This is a genomic window from Aurantiacibacter sp. D1-12 (assembly GCF_028858515.1).
GTDB lineage: Bacteria > Pseudomonadota > Alphaproteobacteria > Sphingomonadales > Sphingomonadaceae > Alteraurantiacibacter.
This window is the reverse complement of record NZ_JAPJZJ010000003.1, coordinates 185,001-210,630: the sequence shown is the minus strand read 5'-3', so window position 1 is coordinate 210,630 and position 25,630 is coordinate 185,001. Positions and strand designations below refer to the sequence as shown.

At 59.4% G+C, this 25,630-nt stretch carries 24 protein-coding genes, 2 tRNA genes, 2 rRNA genes and 1 pseudogene; 14 read left to right on the top strand and 15 right to left on the bottom strand.

Features of this window, described 5'->3' with window-relative positions:
• Positions 1-2: 2 nt before the first annotated feature.
• From OOZ52_RS07975 to OOZ52_RS07960, 4 genes are all read left to right on the top strand, one after another.
• Positions 3-1,025 carry a phytoene/squalene synthase family protein gene (locus tag OOZ52_RS07975; protein ID WP_274698337.1) on the top strand — a complete coding sequence of 341 codons (1,023 nt, stop codon included), beginning with the start codon at positions 3-5 and terminating at the stop codon, positions 1,023-1,025.
• A 69-nt stretch (positions 1,026-1,094) separates the two neighbouring features.
• On the top strand, positions 1,095-1,565 hold the full coding sequence (locus OOZ52_RS07970; protein WP_274697977.1) for a nuclear transport factor 2 family protein: 471 nt from the start codon (positions 1,095-1,097) through the stop codon (positions 1,563-1,565).
• On the top strand, positions 1,565-3,457 hold the full coding sequence (locus tag OOZ52_RS07965; RefSeq protein WP_274697976.1) for an acetyl/propionyl/methylcrotonyl-CoA carboxylase subunit alpha: 1,893 nt from the start codon (positions 1,565-1,567) through the stop codon (positions 3,455-3,457). The genes OOZ52_RS07970 and OOZ52_RS07965 overlap by 1 nt, the downstream gene beginning before the upstream one ends.
• Before the next feature lie 109 nt (positions 3,458-3,566).
• A complete protein-coding gene (locus OOZ52_RS07960) occupies positions 3,567-4,469 on the top strand; it encodes an aldo/keto reductase (RefSeq protein WP_274697975.1) in 903 nt (300 codons plus the stop codon).
• On the opposite strand, the gene OOZ52_RS07955 is transcribed toward OOZ52_RS07960, so the two are convergent.
• Together OOZ52_RS07955 and OOZ52_RS07950 are read right to left on the bottom strand one after the other, a co-directional pair.
• Positions 4,466-5,938 (bottom strand): glycerol-3-phosphate dehydrogenase, encoded by a 1,473-nt coding sequence (locus tag OOZ52_RS07955; protein WP_274697974.1) that lies wholly within the window; start codon positions 5,936-5,938, stop codon positions 4,466-4,468. The genes OOZ52_RS07960 and OOZ52_RS07955 overlap by 4 nt on opposite strands.
• The gene (locus OOZ52_RS07950) at positions 5,935-7,215 is read right to left on the bottom strand and encodes a multidrug effflux MFS transporter (RefSeq protein WP_274697973.1); all 1,281 of its coding nucleotides are present in this window, start codon (positions 7,213-7,215) and stop codon (positions 5,935-5,937) included. Before OOZ52_RS07950 ends, OOZ52_RS07955 begins: the two co-directional genes overlap by 4 nt.
• Positions 7,216-7,321: 106 nt before the next feature.
• On the opposite strand from OOZ52_RS07950, the gene dinB reads away from it, so the two are divergent.
• Entirely contained in the window at positions 7,322-8,440 is a 1,119-nt protein-coding gene (dinB, locus tag OOZ52_RS07945; protein ID WP_274697972.1) for a DNA polymerase IV, read from the top strand.
• Here dinB and OOZ52_RS07940 read toward each other — a convergent pair.
• The 6 genes and pseudogenes from OOZ52_RS07940 to OOZ52_RS07915 all read right to left on the bottom strand — a co-directional run.
• Positions 8,426-8,905, bottom strand: a complete 480-nt coding sequence (locus OOZ52_RS07940) for an NUDIX hydrolase (protein WP_274697971.1) — start codon at positions 8,903-8,905, stop codon at positions 8,426-8,428. The two genes, dinB and OOZ52_RS07940, sit on opposite strands and share 15 nt — an antisense overlap.
• Complete coding sequence (locus OOZ52_RS07935) at positions 8,893-9,516, bottom strand: 6-phosphogluconolactonase (protein ID WP_274697970.1); 624 nt, start codon at positions 9,514-9,516, stop codon at positions 8,893-8,895. The genes OOZ52_RS07940 and OOZ52_RS07935 overlap by 13 nt, the downstream gene beginning before the upstream one ends.
• Before the next feature lie 85 nt (positions 9,517-9,601).
• Complete coding sequence (locus OOZ52_RS07930) at positions 9,602-10,063, bottom strand: Dps family protein (RefSeq protein ID WP_274697969.1); 462 nt, start codon at positions 10,061-10,063, stop codon at positions 9,602-9,604.
• A gap of 98 nt (positions 10,064-10,161) precedes the next feature.
• Entirely contained in the window at positions 10,162-10,722 is a 561-nt protein-coding gene (locus OOZ52_RS07925) for a hypothetical protein (protein WP_274697968.1), read from the bottom strand.
• Between the two features lie 17 nt (positions 10,723-10,739).
• Positions 10,740-10,813: transfer RNA gene (locus tag OOZ52_RS07920), tRNA-Gly, on the bottom strand.
• A 36-nt stretch (positions 10,814-10,849) separates the two neighbouring features.
• Positions 10,850-11,317 (bottom strand): annotated as a pseudogene (locus OOZ52_RS07915) (MaoC family dehydratase); the annotation flags it as partial.
• Positions 11,318-11,381: 64 nt separating this feature from the next.
• On the opposite strand from OOZ52_RS07915, the gene OOZ52_RS07910 reads away from it, so the two are divergent.
• The 7 genes from OOZ52_RS07910 (at position 11,382) to OOZ52_RS07880 (ending at position 15,849) form a co-directional block, all read left to right on the top strand.
• Entirely contained in the window at positions 11,382-11,681 is a 300-nt protein-coding gene (locus tag OOZ52_RS07910) for an I78 family peptidase inhibitor (RefSeq protein ID WP_274697966.1), read from the top strand.
• Positions 11,682-11,744: 63 nt separating this feature from the next.
• Positions 11,745-12,113: a hypothetical protein gene (locus OOZ52_RS07905; protein WP_274697965.1), complete on the top strand. Its 369-nt coding sequence runs from the start codon at positions 11,745-11,747 to the stop codon at positions 12,111-12,113.
• A gap of 87 nt (positions 12,114-12,200) precedes the next feature.
• A complete protein-coding gene (locus OOZ52_RS07900) occupies positions 12,201-13,346 on the top strand; it encodes an acyl-CoA dehydrogenase family protein (protein ID WP_274697964.1) in 1,146 nt (381 codons plus the stop codon).
• Positions 13,347-13,368: 22 nt separating this feature from the next.
• Positions 13,369-14,418, top strand: coding sequence for an enoyl-CoA hydratase/isomerase family protein (locus OOZ52_RS07895; protein WP_274697963.1), 1,050 nt, complete (start codon positions 13,369-13,371; stop codon positions 14,416-14,418).
• A 73-nt stretch (positions 14,419-14,491) separates the two neighbouring features.
• Positions 14,492-14,920, top strand: a complete 429-nt coding sequence (locus tag OOZ52_RS07890) for an Rrf2 family transcriptional regulator (RefSeq protein WP_274697962.1) — start codon at positions 14,492-14,494, stop codon at positions 14,918-14,920.
• 52 nt (positions 14,921-14,972) lie between these two features.
• Entirely contained in the window at positions 14,973-15,410 is a 438-nt protein-coding gene (locus OOZ52_RS07885) for a group III truncated hemoglobin (protein ID WP_274697961.1), read from the top strand.
• 1 nt (position 15,411) lies between these two features.
• Positions 15,412-15,849 carry a hypothetical protein gene (locus OOZ52_RS07880; RefSeq protein WP_274697960.1) on the top strand — a complete coding sequence of 146 codons (438 nt, stop codon included), beginning with the start codon at positions 15,412-15,414 and terminating at the stop codon, positions 15,847-15,849.
• A gap of 9 nt (positions 15,850-15,858) precedes the next feature.
• On the opposite strand, the gene OOZ52_RS07875 is transcribed toward OOZ52_RS07880, so the two are convergent.
• The 4 genes from OOZ52_RS07875 to OOZ52_RS07860 form a co-directional block, all read right to left on the bottom strand.
• Positions 15,859-16,653 (bottom strand): fructosamine kinase family protein, encoded by a 795-nt coding sequence (locus tag OOZ52_RS07875; protein ID WP_274697959.1) that lies wholly within the window; start codon positions 16,651-16,653, stop codon positions 15,859-15,861.
• Positions 16,650-17,117, bottom strand: a complete 468-nt coding sequence (locus OOZ52_RS07870) for a low molecular weight protein-tyrosine-phosphatase (protein ID WP_274697958.1) — start codon at positions 17,115-17,117, stop codon at positions 16,650-16,652. The genes OOZ52_RS07875 and OOZ52_RS07870 overlap by 4 nt, the downstream gene beginning before the upstream one ends.
• Complete coding sequence (locus OOZ52_RS07865; protein WP_274697957.1) at positions 17,114-18,439, bottom strand: alkaline phosphatase PhoX; 1,326 nt, start codon at positions 18,437-18,439, stop codon at positions 17,114-17,116. The genes OOZ52_RS07870 and OOZ52_RS07865 overlap by 4 nt, the downstream gene beginning before the upstream one ends.
• A gap of 93 nt (positions 18,440-18,532) precedes the next feature.
• The gene (locus OOZ52_RS07860; protein WP_274697956.1) at positions 18,533-19,705 is read right to left on the bottom strand and encodes a DUF2235 domain-containing protein; all 1,173 of its coding nucleotides are present in this window, start codon (positions 19,703-19,705) and stop codon (positions 18,533-18,535) included.
• A 109-nt stretch (positions 19,706-19,814) separates the two neighbouring features.
• Between OOZ52_RS07860 and OOZ52_RS07855 the strand changes: the two genes are divergently transcribed.
• Together OOZ52_RS07855 and OOZ52_RS07850 are read left to right on the top strand one after the other, a co-directional pair.
• Positions 19,815-20,348: an O-acetyl-ADP-ribose deacetylase gene (locus OOZ52_RS07855; protein ID WP_274697955.1), complete on the top strand. Its 534-nt coding sequence runs from the start codon at positions 19,815-19,817 to the stop codon at positions 20,346-20,348.
• A gap of 188 nt (positions 20,349-20,536) precedes the next feature.
• Complete coding sequence (locus OOZ52_RS07850) at positions 20,537-21,829, top strand: hypothetical protein (protein ID WP_274697954.1); 1,293 nt, start codon at positions 20,537-20,539, stop codon at positions 21,827-21,829.
• A 446-nt stretch (positions 21,830-22,275) separates the two neighbouring features.
• On the opposite strand, the gene OOZ52_RS07845 is transcribed toward OOZ52_RS07850, so the two are convergent.
• From OOZ52_RS07845 to OOZ52_RS07835, 3 genes are all read right to left on the bottom strand, one after another.
• A tRNA-Met gene (locus tag OOZ52_RS07845) sits at positions 22,276-22,352 on the bottom strand.
• Between the two features lie 121 nt (positions 22,353-22,473).
• A 5S ribosomal RNA gene (gene rrf, locus OOZ52_RS07840) occupies positions 22,474-22,588 on the bottom strand.
• Between the two features lie 134 nt (positions 22,589-22,722).
• Positions 22,723-25,510: ribosomal RNA gene (locus OOZ52_RS07835) — 23S ribosomal RNA — on the bottom strand.
• Between the last annotated feature and the right edge of the window lie 120 nt (positions 25,511-25,630).

Below are 25,630 nucleotides of genomic sequence, written 5' to 3'. Positions count from 1 at the left end.
AGATTGGCGGAGGCCGCCCGCGCCATGCTCTGGTGCGACGCGCGCGGGAAAGCATTGCAGTCGGCTCCAAGAGCTTCGCGGTCGCATCACTGCTGTTCGACAAGGTGACTCGGGAACGCGCGCACCTGCTCTATGCCTGGTGCCGCCGCTGCGACGACATTGCTGACGGGCAGGATCACGGCGGCGAGCTGAAACTGGATGAAGCGACAGCGAAAGACCGCGTCGAAGCCATACGCATACTCACCCACCGCGCGCTCGATGGCCAGCCGACTGCCGATATTGCTTTCGACGCGCTCGGTCTCGTCGCTGCCGAAACGGGTATCACCCGCGAAATGTGTGACGATGTCATCACCGGCTTCCAGCTCGATGCCGATGGCTGGCGTCCGCGCACCGAGGGCGACCTGATGCGCTATTGCTATCACGTGGCGGGTGCTGTCGGTGTAATGATGGCGCGGGTGATGGGCGTGCCAGAAGACGCGCACGAAGTGCTCGACCGCGCCTGTGACCTTGGCCTCGCCTTCCAGCTCAACAACATAGCGCGCGATGTGTGGGAGGATGACGCAGCGGGCCGCTGCTATATTCCCGAAGAATGGCTGGTGGAGATGGACATCCCGCCCGGCCAGCACATGAAGCCGCAGTATCGCGAGCAGCTTGTCGCCCTCACCAAGCGTATGACAGACATGGCCACGCAGCACGATGCCGCCGCCAGGATTGGCGCGGGCCAGCTGCGCTTCCGCCAGCGTTGGGCGATCCTGTCTGCTGCCAATATCTATGGCGCGATCGGCAAGGAAGTTGCCGAGCAGGGCGAACATGCATGGGACCACCGCGTGCATACCGGAGCGCTGCAGAAACTGGGGCATGTACTCTCGGCGCTGGGAGAAACGGTCCGCGGTTCCTACCCGCCAGAAGCAATGCCCGAATGGACACGCGGCAAGCTGCTGGTGCAAGCGCGCATGGACGGGCCGATACCCGACGCAGCGCATCTCCCCATTCGTGACGAAAGCGTGCGCCGCAAGGAAGACTGACCGGCGCCAGCCAAAAGGTTGCATTTGCACCCACGCACAGGCAATCCGGTTGCAATGGAGGAGATGCCCATGTTCAAGCCTATTGCCACTGCTCTTGCCGGCCTGTCGCTGATGTTCGCTATGCCTGCCACCGCACAGGAAGCCGAGGTGCACGCCGCCGATCCCATCGCTACAGTATCCGCCTTCATGACCGCGTTTGACGCGCAGGATGCCGACGCGATGGCGCCGTATCTCGTCGACGAAAGCATCGTCGCTTTCATTGAGGAACGCGAAGGCGAAGACCGCACCGGTATCGCAATGATGGCTCAGCTGGTGCAGGGCATCAGTGGCAGCCAGAACGATCTGGCAGAGCCGATCTGGAACATCCGCGGCTTTGAAGACGGGCCCGTTGCGGTGGTCTCCGCCAACTTCGAATTTCTGATCGATGGCGAACGCAGCCATTGCGGGGTCAATATTTTCACGCTGATGCGGATCGAAGGGACGTGGAAAATCGCCACCGTCACCTATTCGCACATCACCGAAGGCTGCGACGCGAACTGATGATTTCCAAGCTCCTCATTGCCAATCGCGGCGAGATTGCCTGCCGCATCATCCGCACCGCGCGCGACATGGGCGTGGCGACGGTCGCGGTCTATTCGGATGCCGATGCCAAGGCTCTGCACGTGCGCTCGGCTGACGAGGCAGTGCATATCGGCCCCTCGCCCGCGGCGGAGAGCTATCTTGTTGGCGAGAAGATCATCGCCGCGGCTAAGGAAACGGGCGCGGAGGCTATCCATCCGGGTTACGGGTTCCTCAGCGAGAACGCGGGCTTTGCACAGGCGGTAATCGACGCCGGGCTGATCTGGGTCGGCCCCAAGCCCTCCAGCATCGATGCGATGGGCCTGAAGGATGCTGCGAAGAAGCTGATGCGCGAGGCGGGAGTGCCCGTCACACCCGGCTACGAAGGGGAGGACCAGTCGGTCGAGCGCCTCAAGAAGGAAGCTGATGCCATCGGTTATCCCGTGCTGATCAAGGCGGTCGCAGGCGGCGGCGGCAAAGGCATGCGCAAGGTCGACGCCGCAGAGAACTTCGAGGCTGACCTCGAAAGCTGCCGGCGCGAGGCCAAGGCCAGCTTCTCCAATGACGAGGTGCTGCTGGAAAAGTGGATCACCTCGCCGCGGCATATCGAGGTGCAGGTGTTCGGCGACAGCCACGGCAATGTCGTCCACCTGTTCGAACGCGATTGCTCGCTCCAGCGCCGCCACCAGAAGGTGATCGAGGAAGCTCCCGCTCCCGGCATGAACGAGGCCACCCGCGAAGAAATCTGCGCCGCCGCCGTGCGCGCTGCGAAGGCCGTCGATTACGAGGGCGCGGGCACCATCGAATTCATCGCCGATGCGAGCGAAGGCCTGCGCGCCGACCGCATTTTCTTCATGGAAATGAACACCCGCCTGCAGGTCGAACACCCGGTGACCGAGGAGATTACCGGCGTGGACCTCGTCGAATGGCAGCTGCGCGTGGCGAGCGGCGAAGAGATACCGCTGAAGCAGGAAGAGCTCAGCATCAATGGCTGGGCGATCGAGGCGCGGTTGTATGCGGAAGACCCGGCGAAGGGGTTTTTGCCGAGTACGGGGCGGTTGGAAATCCTCGAATTCTGCGGAGACGCAAGGATCGAGACAGGTGTAGAGGAAGGCTCTGAAATCTCGCCTTTCTATGACCCGATGATTGCGAAGATTATTGTCAAGGGGTTCGACCGCATTGATGCGCTGGATTTGCTCGCAAGCGAACTACGATATTCATCGGTCTGGCCGATTAAGACGAACCTCGGGTTCCTTTTTCGTCTGCTAGAAGATGCAGATGTCCGGGAAGAAAAGCTCGATACCGGCCTGATCGCCGAGAAACAGCAAGAATTGACCGCATTGCCGACGGTTAGCGACCGTGCGCTTAGTGATGCGATGAATTGGCTCGTTAGAGCAGGCCAAGACTTCGATAGCAAAGCAGTCCCATTAATTGGCTTCCGCATGAACGCTGATCAAGAACGCGAAAACCGACTTGCCGTAAACGATGAGATTATTGCCTTCAGGTATGACCCAACGCCAAGCGGCGGTAGCTTTGAGCACGGGTTTCGCGATACCATGGAGCCCGACGCACAGTTTTTGTCAATTGATGGCCATCTCTTCAGGATCGCGCTCCCTCGCCACGACGCAGGCGGCCCTGGAGCCGCCGCCGACGGCGATATCCTCGCGCCGATGCCGGGTAAGGTTATCGCGGTCGATGTGGCGGAGGGTGATGCCGTCACCTCTGGTCAGCGACTGATGGTGCTTGAGGCGATGAAGATGGAACACGCGCTCACCGCGCCGTTTGATGGCACCGTGACCGAGCTTTCCGCCAGCCAAGGCGCGCAGGTGCAGGTCGAAGCGCTGCTCGCGCGGGTTGAGGCGGCTGCGGAATAGAAATCCGTTCGTCCTGAGCTTGTCGAAGGACTGCTTTTCATTTGACCCCGCGCTCGAAGTGAAGGGCAACCTTTCGACAAGCTCAGGGTGAGCAGATAGAGGGGTTGGAATGACCACACTCCCCACTCCCGCCCGCCGCACACTCGGCAACACCGATATCACCATTAGCCCGCTCGCATGGGGCATGTGGCGCAGCGAAGGTTCGGCAGACGATCTCGCGGCCCTTCTCAACACCGCGCTCGATGCAGGGATCGACCTCATCGACACCGCCGACATTTACGGCTTCAATGGCAGCGATGGCTTTGGCGATGTCGAGAGCCTGCTCGGTGATGTGCTGGCGGCAGACGCTTTACTGCGAGACCGCATGGTGCTGGTCACCAAAGGCGGGATCATGCCGCCGCTCCCCTATGACCAGTCGACGGGATACATGCAGAGCGCGCTGGAGAAATCCCTGACCCGCCTCGGCACCGATGTGATCGACCTTTACCTGATCCACCGCCCCGATATTCTCACCCACCCGCAAGAGCTGGCGCGCTTCCTTGATGATGCGGTCACGAGCGGGAAGGTTCGCGCGATTGGAGTGTCCAACTTTACCACCGCGCAGATTGAGGCACTTAGCCACTTCCTCGACACCCCGCTTGCGGCGACCCAGCCTGAAATCAGCCCGCTGCGGATCGACGCGTTTGACAATGGCGAGATGGATCAGGCCATGCGCATGGGCGTGACCCTGATGGCGTGGAGCCCACTTGGTGGCGGACGCCTGATGCGGCCCGAAAACGAGCGAGATCGTTCCGTTGCGCGCGTCCTTGGATTTGTTGCTGAAGAGAAAGGCATCGACCGCGCGGTGGCCGCCTACAGCTGGCTGATGGCGCATCCGGCAGGGATCGTCCCCATTGTCGGCTCACAAAAGCCCGAGCGGATTGCCGAAGCCGCGCAGGCGATGGAAATCAGCTGGACGCGGGAGGAATGGTACAGGGTCTTCACCGCCGCACGCGGCGCTCCTCTGCCCTAACCACCCATGTACTCCGTCAGCGCCGCCTGCTCGGCCTCGCTCATATGCACGCCTTGTTTGGTGCGCCGCCAGAGCACGTCTTCGGCCGTCTGCGCCCATTCGTGGTCGCGCAGATATTCGACTTCGGCCTCGCTGAGCCCCGCGCCGAACACGCGGCCCAGATCGTCCCAGCTTTTCGCCTCGCCCAGCCAGTCCCCCGCACGCGTGCCGTAGGCGCGGCCGATGCGCACGATGTCCGTCTCGGAAAGGAACGGATAGTCCTCACGCAGGACATCGAAGAGAAACTCTTGCGCGGTGTACTTGAACTCGCCGCCCGGCAGCGGCTCCTTGCCCGTCCAGCTCTCGCCCTTCAGCATGGGCAGACGGGCGGACAATTGCTCGACCGCGTCCTCTGCCACATGGCGATAGGAGGTTATCTTGCCGCCGTAGATGCCAAGGATCGGCGCACCGCGTGACACATCGGAGAGCGCGATCTTGTAGCCGCGCGTTGCCGCTTCTGGGCGGCCCGAGCCATCGTCCACCAGCGCGCGAACCCCGGCGTAGGTGTGCACCACGTCGGCAGGAGTTACATCGTGTTCGAAATAGCGGTTCGCCGCGTCGCAGAGGTAGCGCACTTCATCATTGCTGATCTGCACATCGTCGAGCGATCCGGCGTGGTCAGCATCGGTCGTGCCGATCAGGGTGAAGTCATTCTCCCACGGAATGGCGAAGCATATGCGCGTGTCGGGTTGTTGCAGGATGTAGGCGTGATCGTGATCGAACAGCTTGGGCACGACGATATGCGATCCGCGCACACGGCGGATGCCATAGGCGGGTTGCTCTCCCGCCAGCCGCGCCATATCGTCCGCACCCGGCCCGGCGGCATTGACGATAGCGCGCCCGGTAAAGCTCTCTCCGTCCGCCTCGACCTGCCAGTAATCGCCCTCACGCCGTGCCGAGGTGACTTCGGTCCGCGTACGGATATCCGCACCGCGCTCTGCGGCGTCGAGAGCATTCAGCACCACCAGCCGGGCATCATCAACCCAGCCGTCCGAGTATTCGAACCCGCGCTTGTAGTCCTCCTCCAGCGGAGCGCCCGCCGGATGCTTGGCGAGGTTCACCCCGCGCGCCTTGCTGAGCCGTCCCTTGCCGCCAATATGGTCGTAAAGGAACAGCCCCGCACGCAGCATCCAGCGCGGGCGCATGCCGTGGGTGACGGGCAGGATAAAGCGCATCGGCCAAACGATATGCGGCGCGATCTGCCACACGGTTTCACGCTCGGTCAGCGCTTCGCGCACCAGCGAAAACTCGTAGTATTCGAGATAGCGTAGGCCGCCATGCACCAGCTTGGTAGACTTGCTGGACGTGCCGCTGGCAAGGTCGCCCTTTTCGAGCAGCAGCACCTTGGCTCCGCGCCCTGCAGCATCGCGCGCAACGCCGGCGCCGTTCACCCCGCCGCCGATAATGATCAGGTCATAGATGTCGCTCACCGTGCCATTCCCCCCGGCATGTGTTTGGCCTTGTTCACGCGGCGGAACAGCTTGCCTTTCTCGCTGAACAGCACGACCGCCAACGCCAGCAGACCACAACTGAGCATCGAGTAGGCAAGCGGTAGCGGCGTGCCATCATAGAGACTGCCGATATAGGCCCCTAGGATCGCCCCTGTCATCATGCGCACGGCTGTTTGCCCGCTGCTCGCCGAGCCTGCTATATGCTGGAAATCCTGCATGGCGATCGAGCTGAAATTGGCCCCGACGAAGCCGAGCGTCGCCATGGCGAGGCTCATCAACACGACAAATTCGGCCAGCAAGTAAGGAGGCTCCGACGCGGTCCAGACCAGAAGGGCCGAAACCGCGATAAAGCCGAACAGCGCAGTATGGCTCACTCGCCGCGCGCCGAACCTCTCGACAATGCGCGAATTGGTGAAATTGCTGGCGATCATCCCCAGCACCGCTCCGCCGAAGATCAGCGCGAAATAATCGCCCTGCCCGAATGTCTCGGCAATCAATTGCTGCGAGGAGTTGAGGAAGCCGAACAGCGACCCGAACACCAGCGCCGCGCCCACCACGTATCCGATCGCCTGCCGGTCAAAGATAGCCTTGCCCATGTTGCGCAGGATGGTCGAAGGGCGGATGTCCTGCCGATCATCTTCCTGAAGCGTTTCGGGCAAGCGCAGCCACGCCCAGAGAGCCGCGAACGAACCGACAATCGCCATCGCACCGAAGATCGCCCGCCAGCCGAACAGGTACATGATCGCCTGCCCGATGGCAGGGGCGAGAATGGGAACGAGCAGGAAGATCATCATGATCAGGCTCATCATCCGCGCCATCCGGTCGCCGCCCACATGGTCGCGCACCATCGCCACCGGGACCACACTCAACCCCGCGCACAGCAATCCTTGCAGCAGACGCAGGGCAAGCAGCGTGTCGAAATGGGTGACGAGCGCACATGCCGCCGAAATCGTGACATAGGAAATCAGGGCCAGCGCAAGGATCGGCCGCCTGCCGAAACGGTCTGCAAACGCTCCGGGAAAGAACGCCCCGATGCCGCCGCCAAGGAAATAGGCCCCGATAACCAGCTGTCGGCGATTGCCCTCTGCGCCCATCTCTTCCGCCATCTGGCCGAGCGCGGGCAGCATGGAATCGATGCCGAACGCCTGCAGGCTCATCAGCATCGCCATCAGGAAAATCAGCTCACGCTCACCCAGCTTGCGGGTCAGGCGATTCTCTGCTGGCGGATCGGCGGGAGGCGAAGTGTCTTGGCTCACCAAAGGCTTGTGCCGCCTCTGCCAACAAAAGGAAAGTACCGATTGCTCCGTGGGAACGGAGCGCGAACGTCTTTCCGCTTCCCGCTGTGATCGGTATAGCTGCGGTATGGCCGAAACCGCTGCATCGGAACACGCGGAAGACAAAGCGCAAGGGCTGCGCAAGATCATTCACGTCGATATGGATGCCTTCTTCGCCAGCGTGGAGCAGCGCGACCACCCTGAGCTGCGCGGCAAGCCGGTGGCGGTCGGCGGATCGGGTGGGCGCGGCGTGGTGGCGGCGGCAAGCTATGAAGCGCGCAAGTTCGGTGTGAAGAGCGCGATGCCGAGCATCACCGCCAAGCGGCGCTGCCCGGACCTGATCTTCGTCAAACACCGCTTCGATGTCTACCGCGAGGTGAGCCAGCAGATCCGCGCAATCTTTCTCCACCATACACCGCATGTCGAACCGCTGAGCCTGGACGAAGCCTTCCTCGATGTGACCGAGGACATTCACGGGATAGGTTCGGCCACCGCCATCGCGCAGCAGATCCGAAAGAGTATACGCGAGACGACACAGCTGACCGCAAGCGCAGGCGTTTCCTACAACAAGTTCCTCGCCAAGCTCGCCAGCGACCAGAACAAGCCGGATGGCATGTGCGTAATCAAGCCCGGCGACGGCGCACGCTTTGTCCAGTCGCTCCCCGTCCGGCGCTTTCACGGCATTGGTCCCAAAGGCGCAGAGAAGATGGCCCGGCTGGGCATCGAAACGGGCGCCGACCTGGCGGCGAAAGACCTCGACTGGCTGCGCGCCAATTTCGGCAGTTTTGGCGAGTATCTGTTCCAGGCCGCGCGCGGGATCGACCTGCGCCCCGTGCGCGCCAACCGCATCCGCAAGAGCATCGGTGGAGAACGGACCTTCAACGAGGATATCTCCAGCGGAACCGCACTGCGTGCCACGCTGGACGACATCATAGAGATCGTCTGGGATCGCATCGCCGACAAGGAAGCGCGCGGACGCACGGTGACACTCAAGGTGAAGTTCACCGACTTCCAGACCATGACCCGTGCCCGATCGGTCGATGGCGCAGTGGAAGACAAGGTGCAGTTTGCCGCCATCGCTCACGAGATTCTGGAGGCCGAACTGCCGCTCGCCATGCCCATTCGCCTGATGGGGCTGACCCTCAGCAATCTGGAGCAGGACGAAGAAGACAATCGCCGCGATGATGCGCAGCTATCGCTGCTTTGACCGGCTTTCCTGCACCCAGTCCAATCGCGGGCGAACGCGTTTTTCCAAGTGATCCGGCAGCGCATCGAGCGCGAAGAACTGCGCCGCGATGACTTCACGCATATCGGGCTGCGGCGGATCCTTTGCCGTTGCGGTGAAGAACCAGACATGATTGTCGAGCCCCTGCAGCTGATCCACCGTCTGCCTGACCAGCCGCACATCGTGAAGCGTGATCGCAAGCTCCTCGCGTATCTCGCGGCGCAAGCCTGCTTCGGGATCTTCTCGCTTGCCAATTCCGCCAGCGGGCATGGCCCATTTGCGCGTGCCATAGGAATGGCGCACCAGCAGCAGCCGCCCCTGGTCGTCAAACAGCGCGACCGAAACGCCGTACAATGTAGGGCGGCTAACGCTGCGCCAGAGCGAGCGCAACTTGCTTGCCGCGGGCATCAACGGGCGCTGGATCCAGGCGGGGATCAGGTGAAGCATGTCACCGGCATATCACCAGCAGCACCCAGCAGGCGAGCAATCGGCAGGTCGTGCTCCCCGGCCGCGCCTGCATCGAAGACCGCGCGCTTTTCGTCTCCGCGGATGACGAACATCAGGCCGTCGGCATTGAGCAGCGCGGGGATCGTTAGCGTGATCCGGTCAAACGGTGCTTCGGGCGGCAGCGGATCGGGGGTCAGACGCTTGATGCGCGCGGGCTCGGCCACCTGCGGATCGGTATTGGGGAAGAGCGAGGCGATATGCCCGTCCGCGCCCATACCGAGCCAGACGAGCGCAAAGTGAGGAGCCTCCTCCGCCTCCGTCAAAGTCGCAACGCTCGCGCCCACAGGCTCCAGCAGCGCGCGGATTTTGCCGGTGTTGCTCGCGGGATGTTCTTCGGGAACGATCCGGTCATCGCCAGGCCAGACGGCAATACGCGACCAGTCGAGATCGGCCTTGGTCAGCTCTGCGAAAATGGGGAACGGGGTCGAGCCGCCCGGAACGCTGATTGCGATGCCACCTTCGCTCTCCGCAAGACACCGCGAAAGGTGCTTTTCCAGAAACGCGGCAATGTCCTTCGCCGAAGCGTTGTCGATAAATTGGATATCGGTCATGACCAGGGTCCTAAACGCAAAACCGCCGCAGGGCGAGAACCCGGCGGCGGTTTGAATAGCTATGCGTTTGTTGGGCGTTTGCGCGTTAGCCCAAAGTCGAGCTGAGGAACCACACACGCTCTTCCGCCATATCGGTCCAGTCATCGATCAGGCCATCGGTCGCGTTGTCACCTGCTTCTTCAGCGTGCACCTTCAAGGCCTTGAGCGCATCGACCATTTTCTGGTTATCGTCGCGCAATTCCTCGACCATTTTTTCCGCCGAAAGCGCCGTATCGTCCTGATCGGTGATCTGCGTCTTCGAAGCGACCGAGGCGATACTGGTCAGCGTGCTGGCGCCATTCTTGCGCACGCGCTCTCCGATCACGTCGATCTGGTCGCGCAGTTCGATCGCCTGCTCGTCAAACAGCAGGTGCAGATCGCGAAAGCGCGGGCCCTTCACATGCCAGTGAAAGTTCTTGGTCTTGAAAAAGAGCGCCATGTGATCGGCGAGCAGGCCATTGAGGCCATCGATCAGTGCGGTCTTCGAATTGTTGCCAGAGGTAGTCATTGTCTTGCTCCATTGAGAATGCCTGTTTGGCTGATCAACGGGTGGGACAATATGTCGGTTTCACGCAGTATTCGGATTGGAGAAATCGGCAAAATCGATCAAAGTGCAGCCTCTGGCGCAAAAAATCCGATTAACACCGCGCCCGCGACCAGTAGAGCCGCCACAACAGGGCGCAACACATGGCGAGGTAGCTTCTCCCAGTCCTCTCCGGCAAAGGCAGCAAAGGACAGCACGCCAAGCACCCCGAGAGCACCGCCTGCGCCGGCCATAACCGGCGAGCCGCTGGCCACACTCAGCGACAGGACCAGCAAACCGCTCGCATCCGCCACAATGCCTGCAAACAGGACAATACCGATGGCACCCAGCGAGTGCGTCGGCTCGCTTGGTGCATCGGGCGCGTCGAGGAACATGACTTCCGCTGCTGCTAGCACCAGCGCGGCAGCAACGAACCAGCCTTTCTGCTGCGCGGTAAGCAGATCGGCAAAAGTCAGCGCGAGCGCCGCCGCGGCTGCGCAGGCACCTATCGCGCACACCACGATCACGCCCAACAAAGCCCCGCCACCCGCACCCGCCGCCGATATCCGGGCAACGCGCAAAGCCTCTCGCCCGGCGAGCATTGCCAGCGCAACGGAGAGAAATGTGAGGAAGAAGGTGGTCATGGGCCGCGTCTAGCGAATGGAGCGGGTGAAGGGAATCGAACCCTCGTCGTCAGCTTGGGAAGCTGCTGCTCTACCATTGAGCTACACCCGCGTGCACGTCGCGAAATAGGCGTGAGCCGGAAAACCGTCAATCGGGCCGCTTGTTCTGCAGGCTCGCGCGTTTGCAGCTCGCCACCAGCACATCGTTCTGATTGTAGGCACGGTGCATGAAGGTGACGATACCCTGATTTGGGCGGCTCTTGCTTTCGCGCAGCTCGAGCACTTCGGTTTCGATCCGCAGCGTGTCGCCGATGAACACCGGCGCCGGGAAGCGAACCTCATCCCAGCCGAGATTGGCGGCGGCGGTGCCCAAAGTCGTATCGTGGACGCTGATCCCCACCATCAGGCTGAGTGTGAAGCACGAATTGACCAGCACGCGGCCATATTCGGTACCCTTCATGTACTCGGCATCCAGGTGCAGCGCAGCCGGATTGTGGGTCATCGTGGTCATTATGACATTATCGGTTTCGGTCACCGTACGCCGCAGCGCGTGATCGAATGTCTGCCCGACAGTCAGTTCGTCAAACCAAAGGCCTGCCATTTCGTATGTCTCCTCTTGGTGAAGCCTCCTAGCGCGCGCCGCAGCAAGAGGCTAGAATGTATCCAAAAGGAGAAAGACCATGCGGCACGCCATTCCCACCCTGCTGACAGCGACACTACTCGGGGCTTGTGCAAGCACTCCTCCAGCCGGACCGGGCGAGCCCGGTCCGGAAGCGGCCAGTTGCAACGCCGATGCCGTACAAAGTCATATCGGGCACACAGCTAGCGCAGAGGCAGCGGAGGTCCTCCTCGCAGAATCGGGCGCAAGGCAATTGCGCTGGGCCCCGCCGCGCAGTGCATTGACGATGGATTACCGCCCGGATCGCCTGACGGTCAGCTATGATGATGATATGCGTATCACGCAGCTTTCCTGCGGCTGACCGGCATCAGCAATTGGGTAACCTTCGCTGCGGTAGGATCGCATTGATTATGGGAGACGCATCATGACCCGGAAACTGGCGCTTGTTGCCGCTACCTTGCCTGCGCTGGCGCTGCTGCCGGCGTGCGGGAACGATCTTGAAAGCCGGCAGGCGGCTGCGGATGAGATGGGCGCTAACGAACGTTTTCCTGAAGAGGACGAGATCACGATCACACGTGTCGAACCGACCGCTCCGGCAAGCGAAGCTGCGGCCGAGCCGGAAGCAGCTGGCGCTGATGATGATTCCGAAAGTGAAGGCGACGGCGAAGAACTGGTGGTCGATGCTGCTCCCGATGACCTGATCGACAGCGCACAGGGCTTCGCGCCGGAGCCGATGGACGATACGCAGGGCTTCGATCCCACTCCGACAGCTCCTGAAAGCTTCGACGACTGACGCCGCCTTTGACGGCACTTTCACGAGCCGCAATAGTTGCGCCTGTAATCACTTCCTGACATGGGAGCGCGCAGGAGAATTATCGCGATGACCGGACAATTTCAGCTCAACGAAGACCAGCTCGCCATTCAGGAAATGGCGCAGCGTTTTACTGCCGACAAGATCACCCCGCATGCGGGCGAATGGGACGAAAAGCATCATTTCCCTGTCGATGTGATCAAGAGCACGGCAGAGCTGGGCTTTGGCGGCATCTACGTAAGCGAAGAGAGCGGCGGCATCGGGCTCGGTCGGCTGGAGGCTGCGCTGATCATGGAAGCCATGGCCTATGGCTGCCCCACCACCAGCGCGTTTATTTCGATCCACAACATGGCCGCATGGATGATCGACACCTTCGGGTCGGACGATCTGAAGGGCCGCTATCTCGACGATCTGATCGGCATGGAAAAGCTCGCGAGCTATTGCCTGACCGAGCCGGGCAGCGGGTCTGACGCAGCGGCGCTCAAGACCAGCGCCGTGGTCGATGGCGATCACTATGTGCTCAATGGCACCAAGCAGTTCATTTCGGGCGGCGGTGTGAACGATGTCTACGTCGTCATGGTGCGCACGGGCGAGCACAAGACACGCGGCATTTCCTGCCTTGTGGTCGACAAGGATACACCCGGTGTCAGCTTCGGCGCGCCAGAAAAGAAGCTCGGCTGGAACGCCAGCCCCACCGCGCAGGTGATCTTTGAAGATGCGCGCGTGCCGGTGACGAACCGCGTCGGCGCAGAGGGTGAAGGCTTCCGCTTTGCCATGGCTGGCCTTGATGGCGGACGCCTCAACATCGGCGCCTGCTCGCTTGGCGGAGCGCAGCGATGCCTCGACGAGGCGATTGCCTACACCAAGGATCGCCAGCAGTTCGACACGCCGATTGCCGATTTCCAGAACACGCAGTTCATGCTCGCCGACATGGCGACCGAGTTGGAGGCGGCGCGCGCGCTGCTCTATCTCGCGGCCTGCAAAGTGACCGAGGGTGCACCAGACAAGTCACGCTTCTCCGCAATGGCCAAACGCCTCGCGACCGACAGCGGCAGCAATGTCGTGAACAACGCGCTGCAGCTGTTCGGCGGCTACGGATATCTGCGCGATTATCCTATCGAACGTTTCTGGCGTGACTTGCGCGTGCACTCGATCCTCGAAGGCACCAACCAGGTGATGCGCATGATCGTGGGCCGCGACCTGCTGCGCCAGTAATCACCAAGTTACGAGAGATCATATGACCGACGAAGTGCACATCCATACCCACGGCCGTGTGGGCCATATCTCGCTCAACCGGCCCAAGGCGCTACATGCGCTCACCCAGCCGATGTGCGAAGCCATGTCCGAAGCGCTGCTCGGCTGGCGCGAGGATGATGCGATTGACGCGGTCATTCTGGACCATGCCGAAGGGCGCGGGTTCTGCGCGGGCGGCGATGTGGCCATGGTGCGCAAATCGGCGCTGGAAGATGACGGCAAGTCGGGTCGCGCGTTCTTCCATGCGGAATATCGCCTCAACCACCTGATGTTCACCTACCCCAAACCGATCGTGGCCTTCATGGATGGCATCACAATGGGCGGCGGCGTGGGCGTTTCGCAGCCGTGCAAGTACCGCGTCGCGACCGAGAACACGATGTTTGCCATGCCCGAAGGCAATATCGGCCTGTTCCCCGATGTCGGCGCGGGCTGGTATCTGCCGCGCCTACGCGGTGCGACGGGCAACTTCCTGGCGCTGACTGCTGCGCGGATGAGCGGGGAGGAATGCCTGTGGGCAGGCCTTTCCACGCACTATATGGCGAGCGAAAGCGTGGCCGCAGCCAAGGCCAAGATCATCGCGGGCGAGGATATCGAGGCCGTACTCAAGAACGCATCAGCCACTCCGCCCGAGGCACGGATCGCTGGTAATGCTGCGAAGATCGATGCGATTTTCGGCAAGGCAACGCTCGAAGAGATCATCGCCGCGCTTCAGGCTGATGGCAGCGATTGGGCGCAGAAAGAGCTCAAGGCCGTTCAGGCCAAGTGCCCCACCACCGGCAAGGTCGCGCTGCGCCAGTTCGCCGAAGGCACCAAGTGCGAAACCTTCGCCGACAATATGGTGATGGAATACCGCATCGCTTCGCGCATGATGCTGCGGCACGACTTTGCCGAGGGCGTGCGCGCCGTGCTGATCGATAAGGACAACAATCCCGCCTGGGATCCGGCCAGCCCAGAAGACGTGCATGAAGCGCTGATTGAAGGCATTTTCGCCGAAAATCCCGACGGCGGTGAATGGACGCCGTTTCCAGGATAGTCTCTGCTCAACCTGCCACTCCGGCAGCAAGACCATTGACATATAGCAGATATAGCTTTCCCATGCCCATGGCATGAGGATCACGACCTACTCCGACTATTCGCTGCGCCTGCTAATGTTGCTGGCGATCGAAGAAGAGCGCCTCGTAACCATCAGCGAAGTCGCTGAAGCCTACGATATTTCGCGGGCGCATATCATGAAAGTCGCGCACCAACTGGGTATCGCCGGACTGGTCGAGACCGTGCGCGGCCGCTCTGGCGGATTGCGGCTCGCCAAGCCGCCAGAGGTCATTCGCATAGGCGAAGTTCTCCGTCTGACAGAGCCCGATTTCGATATGGTGCCATGCTTCGAAGCACCGGACATGTGCCGGATCACATCGGGTTGCCTGCTCAAGAACGCGTTGGGTGAAGCCACTTCAGCTTACCTCGGTGTGCTTGATCGCTATACGCTCGCCGATCTTGTCGCAGACCAGCGCGCACTCAAGGCGCTTCTCGCAGTCTAAAAGATATATTTCTGATATTGCTTTAGTGCATACTTAAAGATATATGCTGTATATGTCTTTCTCTGAAGCTCGCGAATCAATCCTCAATGAACGCCTCAAGCGCCGCAGGGAGATGGCCGCTATTGGAGTGGACGAGACCTTGATCGAACGGATGGTTGATACCTTCTATGATCGCGTTCGCGCAGATGATCATCTTGGCCCGATATTTAGCGCGACAATCCGGGATTGGCCGCCGCACCTGGCGCAGATGAAGCGCTTCTGGCGCTCTATCCTGCTGACCACCGGAGAGTTCCACGGCAGCCCCGTTGCACGCCATGCAGCGCTCCAGCCGCTGACCCGATCCGACTTCGACCACTGGCTTAGTCTGTTTGCGGCCACGCTGGATGATGTCGCCACACCGCCCGCTCGCGATCATATTCTAACCCGTGCCAGATCGATTGCCGCAAGCCTTTCCCAGGGCATCGCGCGCGCCAGATTGCAGGAGAATTGACATGAAAACCCAAGACGCACTGATGGATGAAGCGCGCATTGTTGCGCATGATGACCTTGCCTTGCTGATCGACCACGCGGCCCCGCAGATGGCGGAAGTGACCGCCACCGAATTTCCCAAATGGGTCTGGGGCATGATGGCCGGCGGCTATATCACCTTTTTCGCCTGCATGATCGGCGCGACGGCAGGCGGCGGCTATGCGATGTTCTCCATCGTTGTCAGCATGCTCTATACTGCGATGTATTTCGGCACGGCGAAGATCCTGTTCGGCATCGATCCGCGTACGCAGCGACCCTTCGATACACACGGTTCGGGCAAGCTGGAAACCTATACCGGCCCGATGAGCGCCCGCGATGTCGCCGGACAAGTGGTCTTGCTGCCGGTCTTGCTGGGCTTTTTCGGCATCGCCATCCTGCTGATCTCTGCAATCGTCTTCTGAGGCAGGCGGTCAAACGCCAAGCGTGTGGAGCGCGGATGTTACCGAGTTCCGATAGCCGTCACCAAACAACCGCAAGTGTACGAGCAGCGGCCAGAGGCGATAGATTGGCAAGCGCTCACGCCACCCGTCTTCAAGGTGGAGCGCCTCGAAGAACTCGTGCGGCGGGTGATCGAAGAGCGTGAGCATCGCCACGTCGACTTCGCGATGGCCGACATAGCACGCAGGGTCAATCAGTGCGGCAACCTCTCCCCGATGGAAGAGTATGTTTCCGCCCCACAGATCACCATGCAGCAGTGAATGGGTGGGATAAGTCGGCAGCAGATCGGGCAGGCGTTTCGCAAGCTGTTCAAGCCGGCGCGCGATAGAGCTGTCGATATGCCAGGCGTGGCAAAGCAGGCGGTTTTCAGCCCAGAAGGCAGGCCAGTTGTCGCCGCGTGCGTTGGGAATAGTGACCTTGCCAAAGGCGTAGTCCGCGTCCCAGCCATAGAGCTCGTCGCGCGGCGCATGCAGCCTTGCCATCGCGTCGGCAAGGCTCAGCCAGTCTTTTACTCCGTCTGCCTCGACATATTCCATGACCAGCAGCTCGCGCTCGGCATGAATGACCTCTGGCGCGGGCGCTCCAGTCCTGGCGATAGCGCGCAGCATTTCGCCCTCGCGCTCCACCAGCGGACCGCTCTTGGCAACCATCTGCCGTCCGTCTGCCAGATCGACGAGCGTCGCGCCGCCCAGATCGCCGCCTGCCAGCTTGCGTCCTCCGGCAACACTGCTGCCGGTGATGCTTTCGAAGCGGTGCTGCCAGCTCACGCTTGCAAGCGCGCGACCAGGGCTTCGGCTGCGCTCTTCACATCGCTCCAGGTCACTTCGAACCCGTCATCGTCACCATAATAGGGATCGGCCACAGCCTCCCCCTCGCGCCCCGGAACCATGTCGAGCAGCAAGCCAAGCTCGGCGGTGGCATCGCTTGGCATCAGGCGCTGCAGGTCCGCAAGGTTCTGCGCATCAAGAGCAAAGATATGGGTAAAGCGCCGGAAGTCGCCCTGCGCCACCTGCCGCGCACGCAGCCCGGAAATGTCCACGCCATACCCACGCGCCACCGCAATTCCCCTGCTGTCGGGCGGATTGCCGACGTGCCAGGCACCGGTCCCGGCGCTGTCGATCTCTATGTCCAGGCCCGCTGCTTCTGCCGCAACGCGCATCGCGCCCTCCGCCATGGGAGAGCGGCAGATATTACCGAGACAGACGAACAGGACTGACGGTGTTTCCGTCATGCGGTAGGCCAGGGTCCCGTGATCGCCAGTGTCATGGTCGGCGAATAGGCGTTGACGAACATCGTCCGGCCATCGGGCGAGAAGCACGCACCCGCAGGCTCGGTCTGCAAGCGCAGGCGGCCGAAAGCATAGGCTTCGCCCGCAGGCGTAATGCCGCGCAGGTAATTGTCGACCGTCTCGCCATACTGGTCTTCGCACACGATCAGATCGCCGAAGGGCGAGACCACGATATTGTCGCCGAAACTGTATTCGCCCGCCTCGGGGCTTTCGTAGAACAGCTCGAGCACATCGGACTCGCCTTCGCGCGGTGTCAGGCGGAATATCTGCCCTTCGCGTGCAGCGCCGCCGCTGGTGGCAGTGAAATACATCTCGCCATCGCCCATCCAGATGCCTTCACCGCGTGCAAAGATTGTCGCGCCTTGCGCCTGTGCACGGGTGCGAAGATCGTCATCGGGCGCTTCGACATTATCCAGCGTAATCCAGCTTCCGGCGAGTTGCTGGCCGACAGAGATGGCAACCGTTTCGTGATTGCGCGTGTCCTGCGCGCCATGCAGCACGAGCGCCTGCAGGGTGCCGCCGGCAGAGAGATTGCCCGGTTCATCGGGAATGAACCGGTACAGGGCGGAGTCTCCGCGGTCCTCAGTCATATAGACAATACCGGTGCGCGGATCGACGCAGGCGGCTTCGTGGTTGAAGCGGCCCATGGCGGTGAGCGGAACAGGATCGACGAGACCGCCGCTTTCGGCCGGCACTTCAAAAACATATCCGTGGTTCTGATTGATACGCCCACCCGCCTGTTCGACAGTTGTCGTGTTCTCTTCACAGCTAAGCCAGCTGTTCCACGGAGTGACCCCGCCTGCACAGTTACGGATCGTGCCGGCCAGGCTGCGGTATTGCTGTTCGACTTCCAGAGTTTCGGCATCAAGAATGATCGTGCTTGTCCCGCCGGGCAGCGCCAGAAGGCTCCGCGCCACTGTGTCATAGGCGGGCGAAACAGCAATGACATTTTCAGGGCTTGGCGACGTTTCATGGTTGCGCACCAGTGCGATGCGTCCGTCGCCCAGGTCGAAACAGCCCATGCCGTCCGCATCGTCGGGCACGGTTTCGCCATCGTCCATCATATCCCCCAAGCGGGAGATCACACGATAGGAAAAGCCCGGCGGCAGATCGAGAATACCATCGGGATCGGGCACCAGCGCGCCGAAGCGGTTGCCCGGCGCCGTTGCCAGAGCAGAGCGCGGGACCGATGTGCAGCCACTCGCCAGCAATCCCGAGAATGCAAGGCCGGTAGTGGCGAGGAATGTGCGTCGATTGGTTTTCATGGTGGCTGCTCTTTCTGAAAGTGTTTGCGCAACGATAGCGGGGCAGGATGGCAGAGTCATGTCGCGCCATAGTCCACCCGATGGCCGGTGAGATCAATCCACCAGTTCGTATTTCTCCGGCGCATTGTCAGGCCACTCGCCGAGCTGCGCCTTCCGGTCCGCGAGCGAACGATGCAGTTTCGCACCTTCAGGAACGTTGCGTTTCTCGAAAAGTGGAAGAACCCAGCCTAAAACCGACCAACGTCGCGATCGTTTCGGCTTGCGCCGTGGAATGAATTCAAAAGGCACCCAGAACCACTTTAGGGAATTGTGTTTGGGGCCGAGCGGGTCAGGGGCAACGCGCGGATTGTCCTCCCCCTTGCCCAGAATCAATGCGTTGACACTGCGTGTACTGAATTTGAGATTGGAGGTTTTCGCCTTATCGATCAGCCACAGCAGCGGCACCTTGGCAAGCCCGCTTTCGCCTTCGGGATGCCCGCCGCCGACATCGGCGTGATAGCCGGGGAACCACACCTGCTCGACCTCTTGCGGACGTGCGCCCGCCTCGTGCCGGAATGCGCTGCCCCAGTATTCCTGCCCCTCCTCCCAGTGAATAGGGCGGAACATCGTCCGCACATCATCGATGGCAAAGGCCTGGAAGACGCTTTCAACGCTGGGATTACGATCGGTGTAAGCGTGGGACTTTAGCCGCCAGAGCAGCGGCCCGCGCTCGATGACGCTGGCAACGGTATCGAACAGGCCGAGCATTCGTACCGGCGGGCGATCGGGGCGGAGCGTGCGCTCGTAAAGCCGCATCGTCGCAAAGGCATGCTCGCCCTCGCCTCCTTCACCGATGCGCTTGTAGTCACGATAGGCATAATCGAGCAGGTTGAGACTACGCGGTTCGATCAGACCCAAGGCATTGATGAACCCGGCGAGGACTCGGGCGCTGTAGGCTCCCCGACTGAAACCGATGATATATATCCTGTCACGTGTATTGCCGTTCTCGTCCGGCTCGCCATCCTTGCGGTAGTTCTCGACGAGGAAGCGGTAGGCTTGCTTTACATTGTCATCGAGCCCGTATCCGGTGGCCATACCCCAGAACTTCCACAATGCAGATCGCCAAGAAGACCCATCGGCAAGGCCAAACGTGCCCACACCGGGATCGTAGTAGACAAGCTGCTCATCATTCTTCGTCAGTCCGCCGTACAGACGCAGCACGTTGGACCGATCAGCAGTAATCTGGTTGGAGGTTCCATCCAGCAGAATGACGATATTGCGCGGCATTGTGGCTCTCCCCCTCGGTTTGCCCTGCCCTGATTTCATGGGTTTACACGAACAAGCGTAATATGGCGACATGATTGCGAAGAGCGATGGAGCGGCCTAGAATCGCGCGATGGAACAAGACCCGTACCCATTGCTGGAAGTCCGGATAGGCGATATCACCAAGTGCGAAGTCGATACGATCGTGAATGCCGCGAACACGTCACTGCTGGGTGGTGGCGGTGTCGACGGTGCCATTCACAGGGCTGCAGGCCCAGAACTGGTGCATGAGTGTCGGCTCTTGGGTGGCTGCAAGATCGGGCAGGCAAAGATCACCAAGGGCTATCGCCTCCCCGCTCGCCACATCATCCATACCGTTGGACCGAACTGGCAGGGCGGCGACAAGGGCGAGGCTGAGCTTCTGGCGGGGTGCTACCTGAATTCGCTAGACATCGCACGGGACCATAACCTGCGTACAATCGCCTTCCCGGCAATTTCCACAGGACGGTTTGGCTATCCGCTAGACAAGGCTGCACAAGTGGCGGCGGCGTCTGCGAGAGTCAGTGTCGAGCAGCACCCGTCGGCGTTCGATGCGATCACTTTCATTTGTTTCGACGCGAGCGCCGCAGCCGCATTCAACAAGGCTATCGCAGAGACAACAAAGTAGATCCCGCGAAACGCAAAAAGGCCGCCCCGAAGGACGGCCTTTTTGTTGTTTGGTTAACTTGGTTGCGGGAGTTGGATTTGCGCGTCAGCGTACACTTCGGGTTGCTGCCTAGGCTATAGTAGAACGATCAGAATTGGGTTCCTAATACGAATATTGACTCAAAGGTGCCTTAGGGACGACAATTCCTCATGATTAGAAGCGCCTACTTAGCACCCACCGAACGGCCAGTTCGTCTGATCGACGTCAAAAAGGCTTTACTTACATTCGATCGAGTAATGATCCCGGATCCCGAGGACCGCGATCTTTTCCCAAGTCAGGCATTCACTCTCGCAATGGGTATGCCGCCGATCATTTCTTTGCCTGTTGGGCCAATTCGACCGCTTGGCAAGACGGCTGATTATGATGCGAAATTTGACGAGTTGATGGATGGCCTCGCTTCGGCCACGCGTCAGGATTTGGTGGAAGTAGTTTCGACCTACAGACGCTCAGAAGCTAATAATTTGGTCATCGGTCGAGTCGACATGGGTGGTTATCCGCTAAACCCCCAATTCCTATTGTGGGCGTATCGTTCCGTAGCGCAAAATGACTCAGTTCTCCAAACAGCCATTCGAGCGGATAATTGGCTCATGAGCCAAGGCGACGACCATCTCGAAGCCCTCAGCATAGCAAAAGCGCAAGCTGACGGCGCCATCAATGATAGCCCGGCATTGTCGCTAATCGAAGGAAAACTCGTTAGAGAACACTTGCGAAAGCCGCTTACCTCAATTGCGCGCGCTCGCATTGCTTCGACGATCAAATCGATTGGCTACTGTTCAGCGAAGGAATTGGTCCCCCTCTTCACGGATTCGAATTCTGAGAGTCTGGTTACCTGCTTTGCCCAGAGAGCGAGCGAGACCATCGACTTCATCGCAGAAGATGACCCGTATTGGACTAATCGTCGCATGACGCTGCGAGTGGCGCACCAGGAGTATATTGACGACACCGTTCTAGACCAGATGTCGATTGACGATGTAATCCAGCTTCGAACATCTGTCTGGGGGCACCAAGCTGAAGCAAGGGACTCTTTACTCAACTCTGTTGCCGAATTGTCAAAGGCGCAGGTCAACGAGGCAGAGTTTGAGGCTTCAGTTCGGGAGAAGATCGCCGCCTATCGCCAACATGCCGTTGACGTAAAAAAACAGCGAGAAGCGCTTTCCTTCGATATAAATTGCGAACTTAGCAAACTCGGTGTCGGCACGGCTTCCAGTTTGCTTGCAGGAAGTTCTCTATCCGGTGTGTTCTCGCAAATGCAGACAGCGGTAGGTGCAGCATCTCTGTTGTTAGCGGGCTGCTTATGGGCTGGTAGCAAAATCCAAGATTTGAAGCCTGCAAGGGACCAACTCCAGAACGCTGAAGAAGAGGCGCGAGACAACGTGTGCTTCGGACTCCACAACTTCTATCGGAAGATTGGAAAAAGCGTCGGCTCAGCCGTCGATCGCTAAAAGCGAAAAGCATTCTTCGCGAGAGCTAGAAGCGCTGAAGATGGTAGTCACTGAGTAGTCAGCCATTCATCAAGTGATTGCTTATCGGGGCCGTCAAGAGCTTGGGAAATCAGATTGATTGCGTCCAACTCAGAAACTCGGGTTTCACCGCCGAGGAGAACTGAAGCACCTGTCAAGCACCGCATCGCCGCCCACATGACACAATTCTCAGCGCTGGCTGGCCTCGAGGAAACATTCGAAGTCAATTCGAGCTAAGGCGCGGGCGAAGCGTATCAATGCCTCTCGTGACCTCCTTGTGGCTGCAAACTGAGTGTCGTTGAACTCACAACCAAGTCCGTGTGCTGGGTCCTGATAGCTAATCTGAGAAGTTGGCCTCATCATCACGCGTTTGATGGTAGCGAGTTAACGAAGCTCTAAATAATATCGTTATTTTTCAATAACTTAGCTGGTTGCGGGAGTTGGATTTGAACCAACGACCTTCAGGTTATGAGCCTGACGAGCTACCGGACTGCTCCATCCCGCGTCACCATGTTTGCCTCAAGCGCCAGAGCACCAGAGACCAAAAAGCCGCCGCTCGGTGATACCGGCAGCGGCTTTTTTGAAATCGTGAATGGGTTTACCTTGCTCTGCCCGCCGGCTGCAATGCCTGGCGGCGTCCTACTCTTCCAGTGCTTAAGCACTAGTACCATCGGCGCTACCTGGTTTCACGGCCGAGTTCGAGATGGGATCGGGTGGGTCACAGGCGCTATGACCACCAAGCAATGAAGCCGGCGTGCGGGCAAGGTTTTAAATCGATGCACCAATCAGGGTGTGTTTCTAGTGAACGTCTTTATCCGGCTTTGAGAATTCCTCCTCAACACCAGACCTCAGGCCTGACATTGATGGTGGGATCCAACAAGCGCGAACAGAACTATTAGGACTGGTTAGCTCCACGTATTACTACGCTTCCACACCCAGCCTATCAACGTGATGGTCTATCACGGTTCGATGATTGCTTATCTCGAGGGAGGCTTCCCGCTTAGATGCTTTCAGCGGTTATCCCTTCCATACATAGCTACCCAGCTGCACCGCTGGCGCGATGACTGGTACACCAGAGGTATGTTCACCCCGGTCCTCTCGTACTAGGGGCAACTCCTCTCAACAATCGACGCCCACGGCAGATAGGGACCAAACTGTCTCGCGACGTTCTGAACCCAGCTCACGTACCACTTTAATTGGCGAACAGCCAAACCCTTGGGACCTGCTCCAGCCCCAGGATGTGATGAGCCGACATCGAGGTGCCAAACACTGCCGTCGATATGAGCTCTTGGGCAGTATCAGCCTGTTATCCCCGGCGTACCTTTTATCCGTTGAGCGATGGCCCTTCCACGAGGGACCACCGGATCACTATGACCGACTTTCGTCTCTGCTCGACTCGTCAGTCTCGCAGTCAGGCAGGCTTATGCCATTGCACTCTCGCAGCTGGTTTCCAACCAGCCTGAGCCTACCATCGCGCGCCTCCGTTACTCTTTAGGAGGCGACCGCCCCAGTCAAACTACCCGCCACAGAGGGTCCCTGAACCGGATAACGGTTCTAGGTTAGACATCAGAAAACAACAGGGTGGTATTTCACCTATGGCTCCACTCGGACTGGCGCCCAAGTTTCAAAGCCTCCCACCTATGCTACACAGTTCTTTCCTAATGCCACTCTGAAGCTGCAGTAAAGGTGCACGGGGTCTTTCCGTCTAACCGCGGGTATCCCGCATCTTCACGGGAACTTCAATTTCGCTGAGCATATCCTGGAGACAGTGGGGAAGTCGTTACGCCATTCGTGCAGGTCGGAACTTACCCGACAAGGAATTTCGCTACCTTAGGACCGTTATAGTTACGGCCGCCGTTTACTGGGGCTTCAATTCGGAGCTTGCACTCCTCCTCTTAACCTTCCAGCACCGGGCAGGCGTCAGACCCTATACGTCGTCTTGAAGCCGACTTAGCAGAGTCCTGTGTTTTTGATAAACAGTCGCTACCCCCTGGCCTGTGCCCCCTGAAAAGAGTTGCCTCGATTCAGGGCCTCCTTCTTCCGAAGGTACGGAGGCAATTTGCCGAGTTCCTTCAGGATACTTCACTCAAGCGCCTTGGTATACTCTACCTGACCACCTGTGTCGGTTTCGGGTACGGTCTATACGGAGAGGCTATTTCCCGGGACAACTTGGCAGCCCACCCAATCCAATAAGGATGAACTACTTCCGCTATCCGTCACACATCTCCAGGCCCACGAATATTAACGTGGTTCCCATCGACTACCCCCTTCGGGCTCGTCTTAGGGGCCGGCTTACCCTGCGCCGATTAGCGTTGCGCAGGAACCCTTGGTCTTTCGGCGAGAGGGCATCTCACCCTCTTTATCGCTACTCATGTCAGCATTCGCACTTCCGATATCTCCACCGTCGGTTACCCTTCGGCTTCATCAACTTACGGAACGCTCCGCTACCGCTGCAGTAAACTGCAACCCTAAGCTTCGGTGCATATCTTTAGCCCCGTTACATCTTCGCCGCAGGAACCCTTATTTAGACCAGTGAGCTGTTACGCTTTCTTTAAAGGATGGCTGCTTCTAAGCCAACCTCCTGGTTGTTTTGGGATTCCCACATGCTTTCCCACTTAGATATGACTTGGGGACCTTAGCTGTAGGTTAGGGCTGTTTCCCTTTTGACGACGGACCTTAGCACCCGCCGTCTGTCTGCCAGACTAGACTCATTGGTATTCGGAGTTTGGTTAGGTTTGGTACCGCTCGCGCAGCCCTAGCCCATCCAGTGCTCTACCCCCAATGGCAAAAATCTGACGCTCTACCTCAATAGATTTCGCGGAGAACCAGCTATTTCCCGGCTTGATTGGCCTTTCACCCCTAAACACAACTCATCCGATAATTTTTCAACATTAAACGGTTCGGCCCTCCAGTGCGTGTTACCGCACCTTCAGCCTGGTCATGCCTAGATCGCCGGGGTTCGGGTCTAATCCAACATACTTATTCGCCCTATTCAGACTCGCTTTCGCTGCGCCTACACCTAACGGCTTAAGCTTGCATGCTAGATTAAGTCACTGACCCATTATGCAAGAGGTACGCTGTCACCCCCTATGGGGCTCCAACTGATTGTAAGCATCCGGTTTCAGGTACTGTTTCACTCCCCTAATCGGGGTGCTTTTCACCTTTCCCTCACGGTACTGTGTTCGCTATCGGTCATGTACGAGTATTTAGGCTTGGAGGGTGGTCCCCCCATGTTCAGACAGGATTTCACGTGTCCCGCCCTACTCAAGTCCTTTTCAATCGTTTTCGCATACGGGACTGTCACCCACTATGGTCTCACTTTCCAGAGAGTTTTGCTAAGTTATGAAAAGGCACTGGCCTGGTCCCGGTTCGCTCGCCACTACTACGGGAATCTCGGTTGATGTCTTTTCCTTCAGGTACTGAGATGTTTCAGTTCCCTGAGTTCGCTTCACCAAGCCTATATATTCAGCTCGGTGATACCTTATCCACCTCTCTCGGATCACCAGAAGGTAACCAGAAAGAAATGGTGAAGGTGGGTTTCCCCATTCGGAAATCGCCGGATCGAAGCTTGCTCACAGCTCCCCGACGCTTATCGCAGCGTGCCACGTCCTTCATCGCCTGTACATGCCAAGGCATCCACCAAATGCTCTTACCTCACGCTTGAGAATCCACACCATCAACGACAAGCCTGCATAAAAGCTGTTCGCTTAAAGATGGCGCGGAGGAATTATCTCAGCCAGATAATCAATTTGATTGATTTGTGATGCATAGACTTAAAGCTGA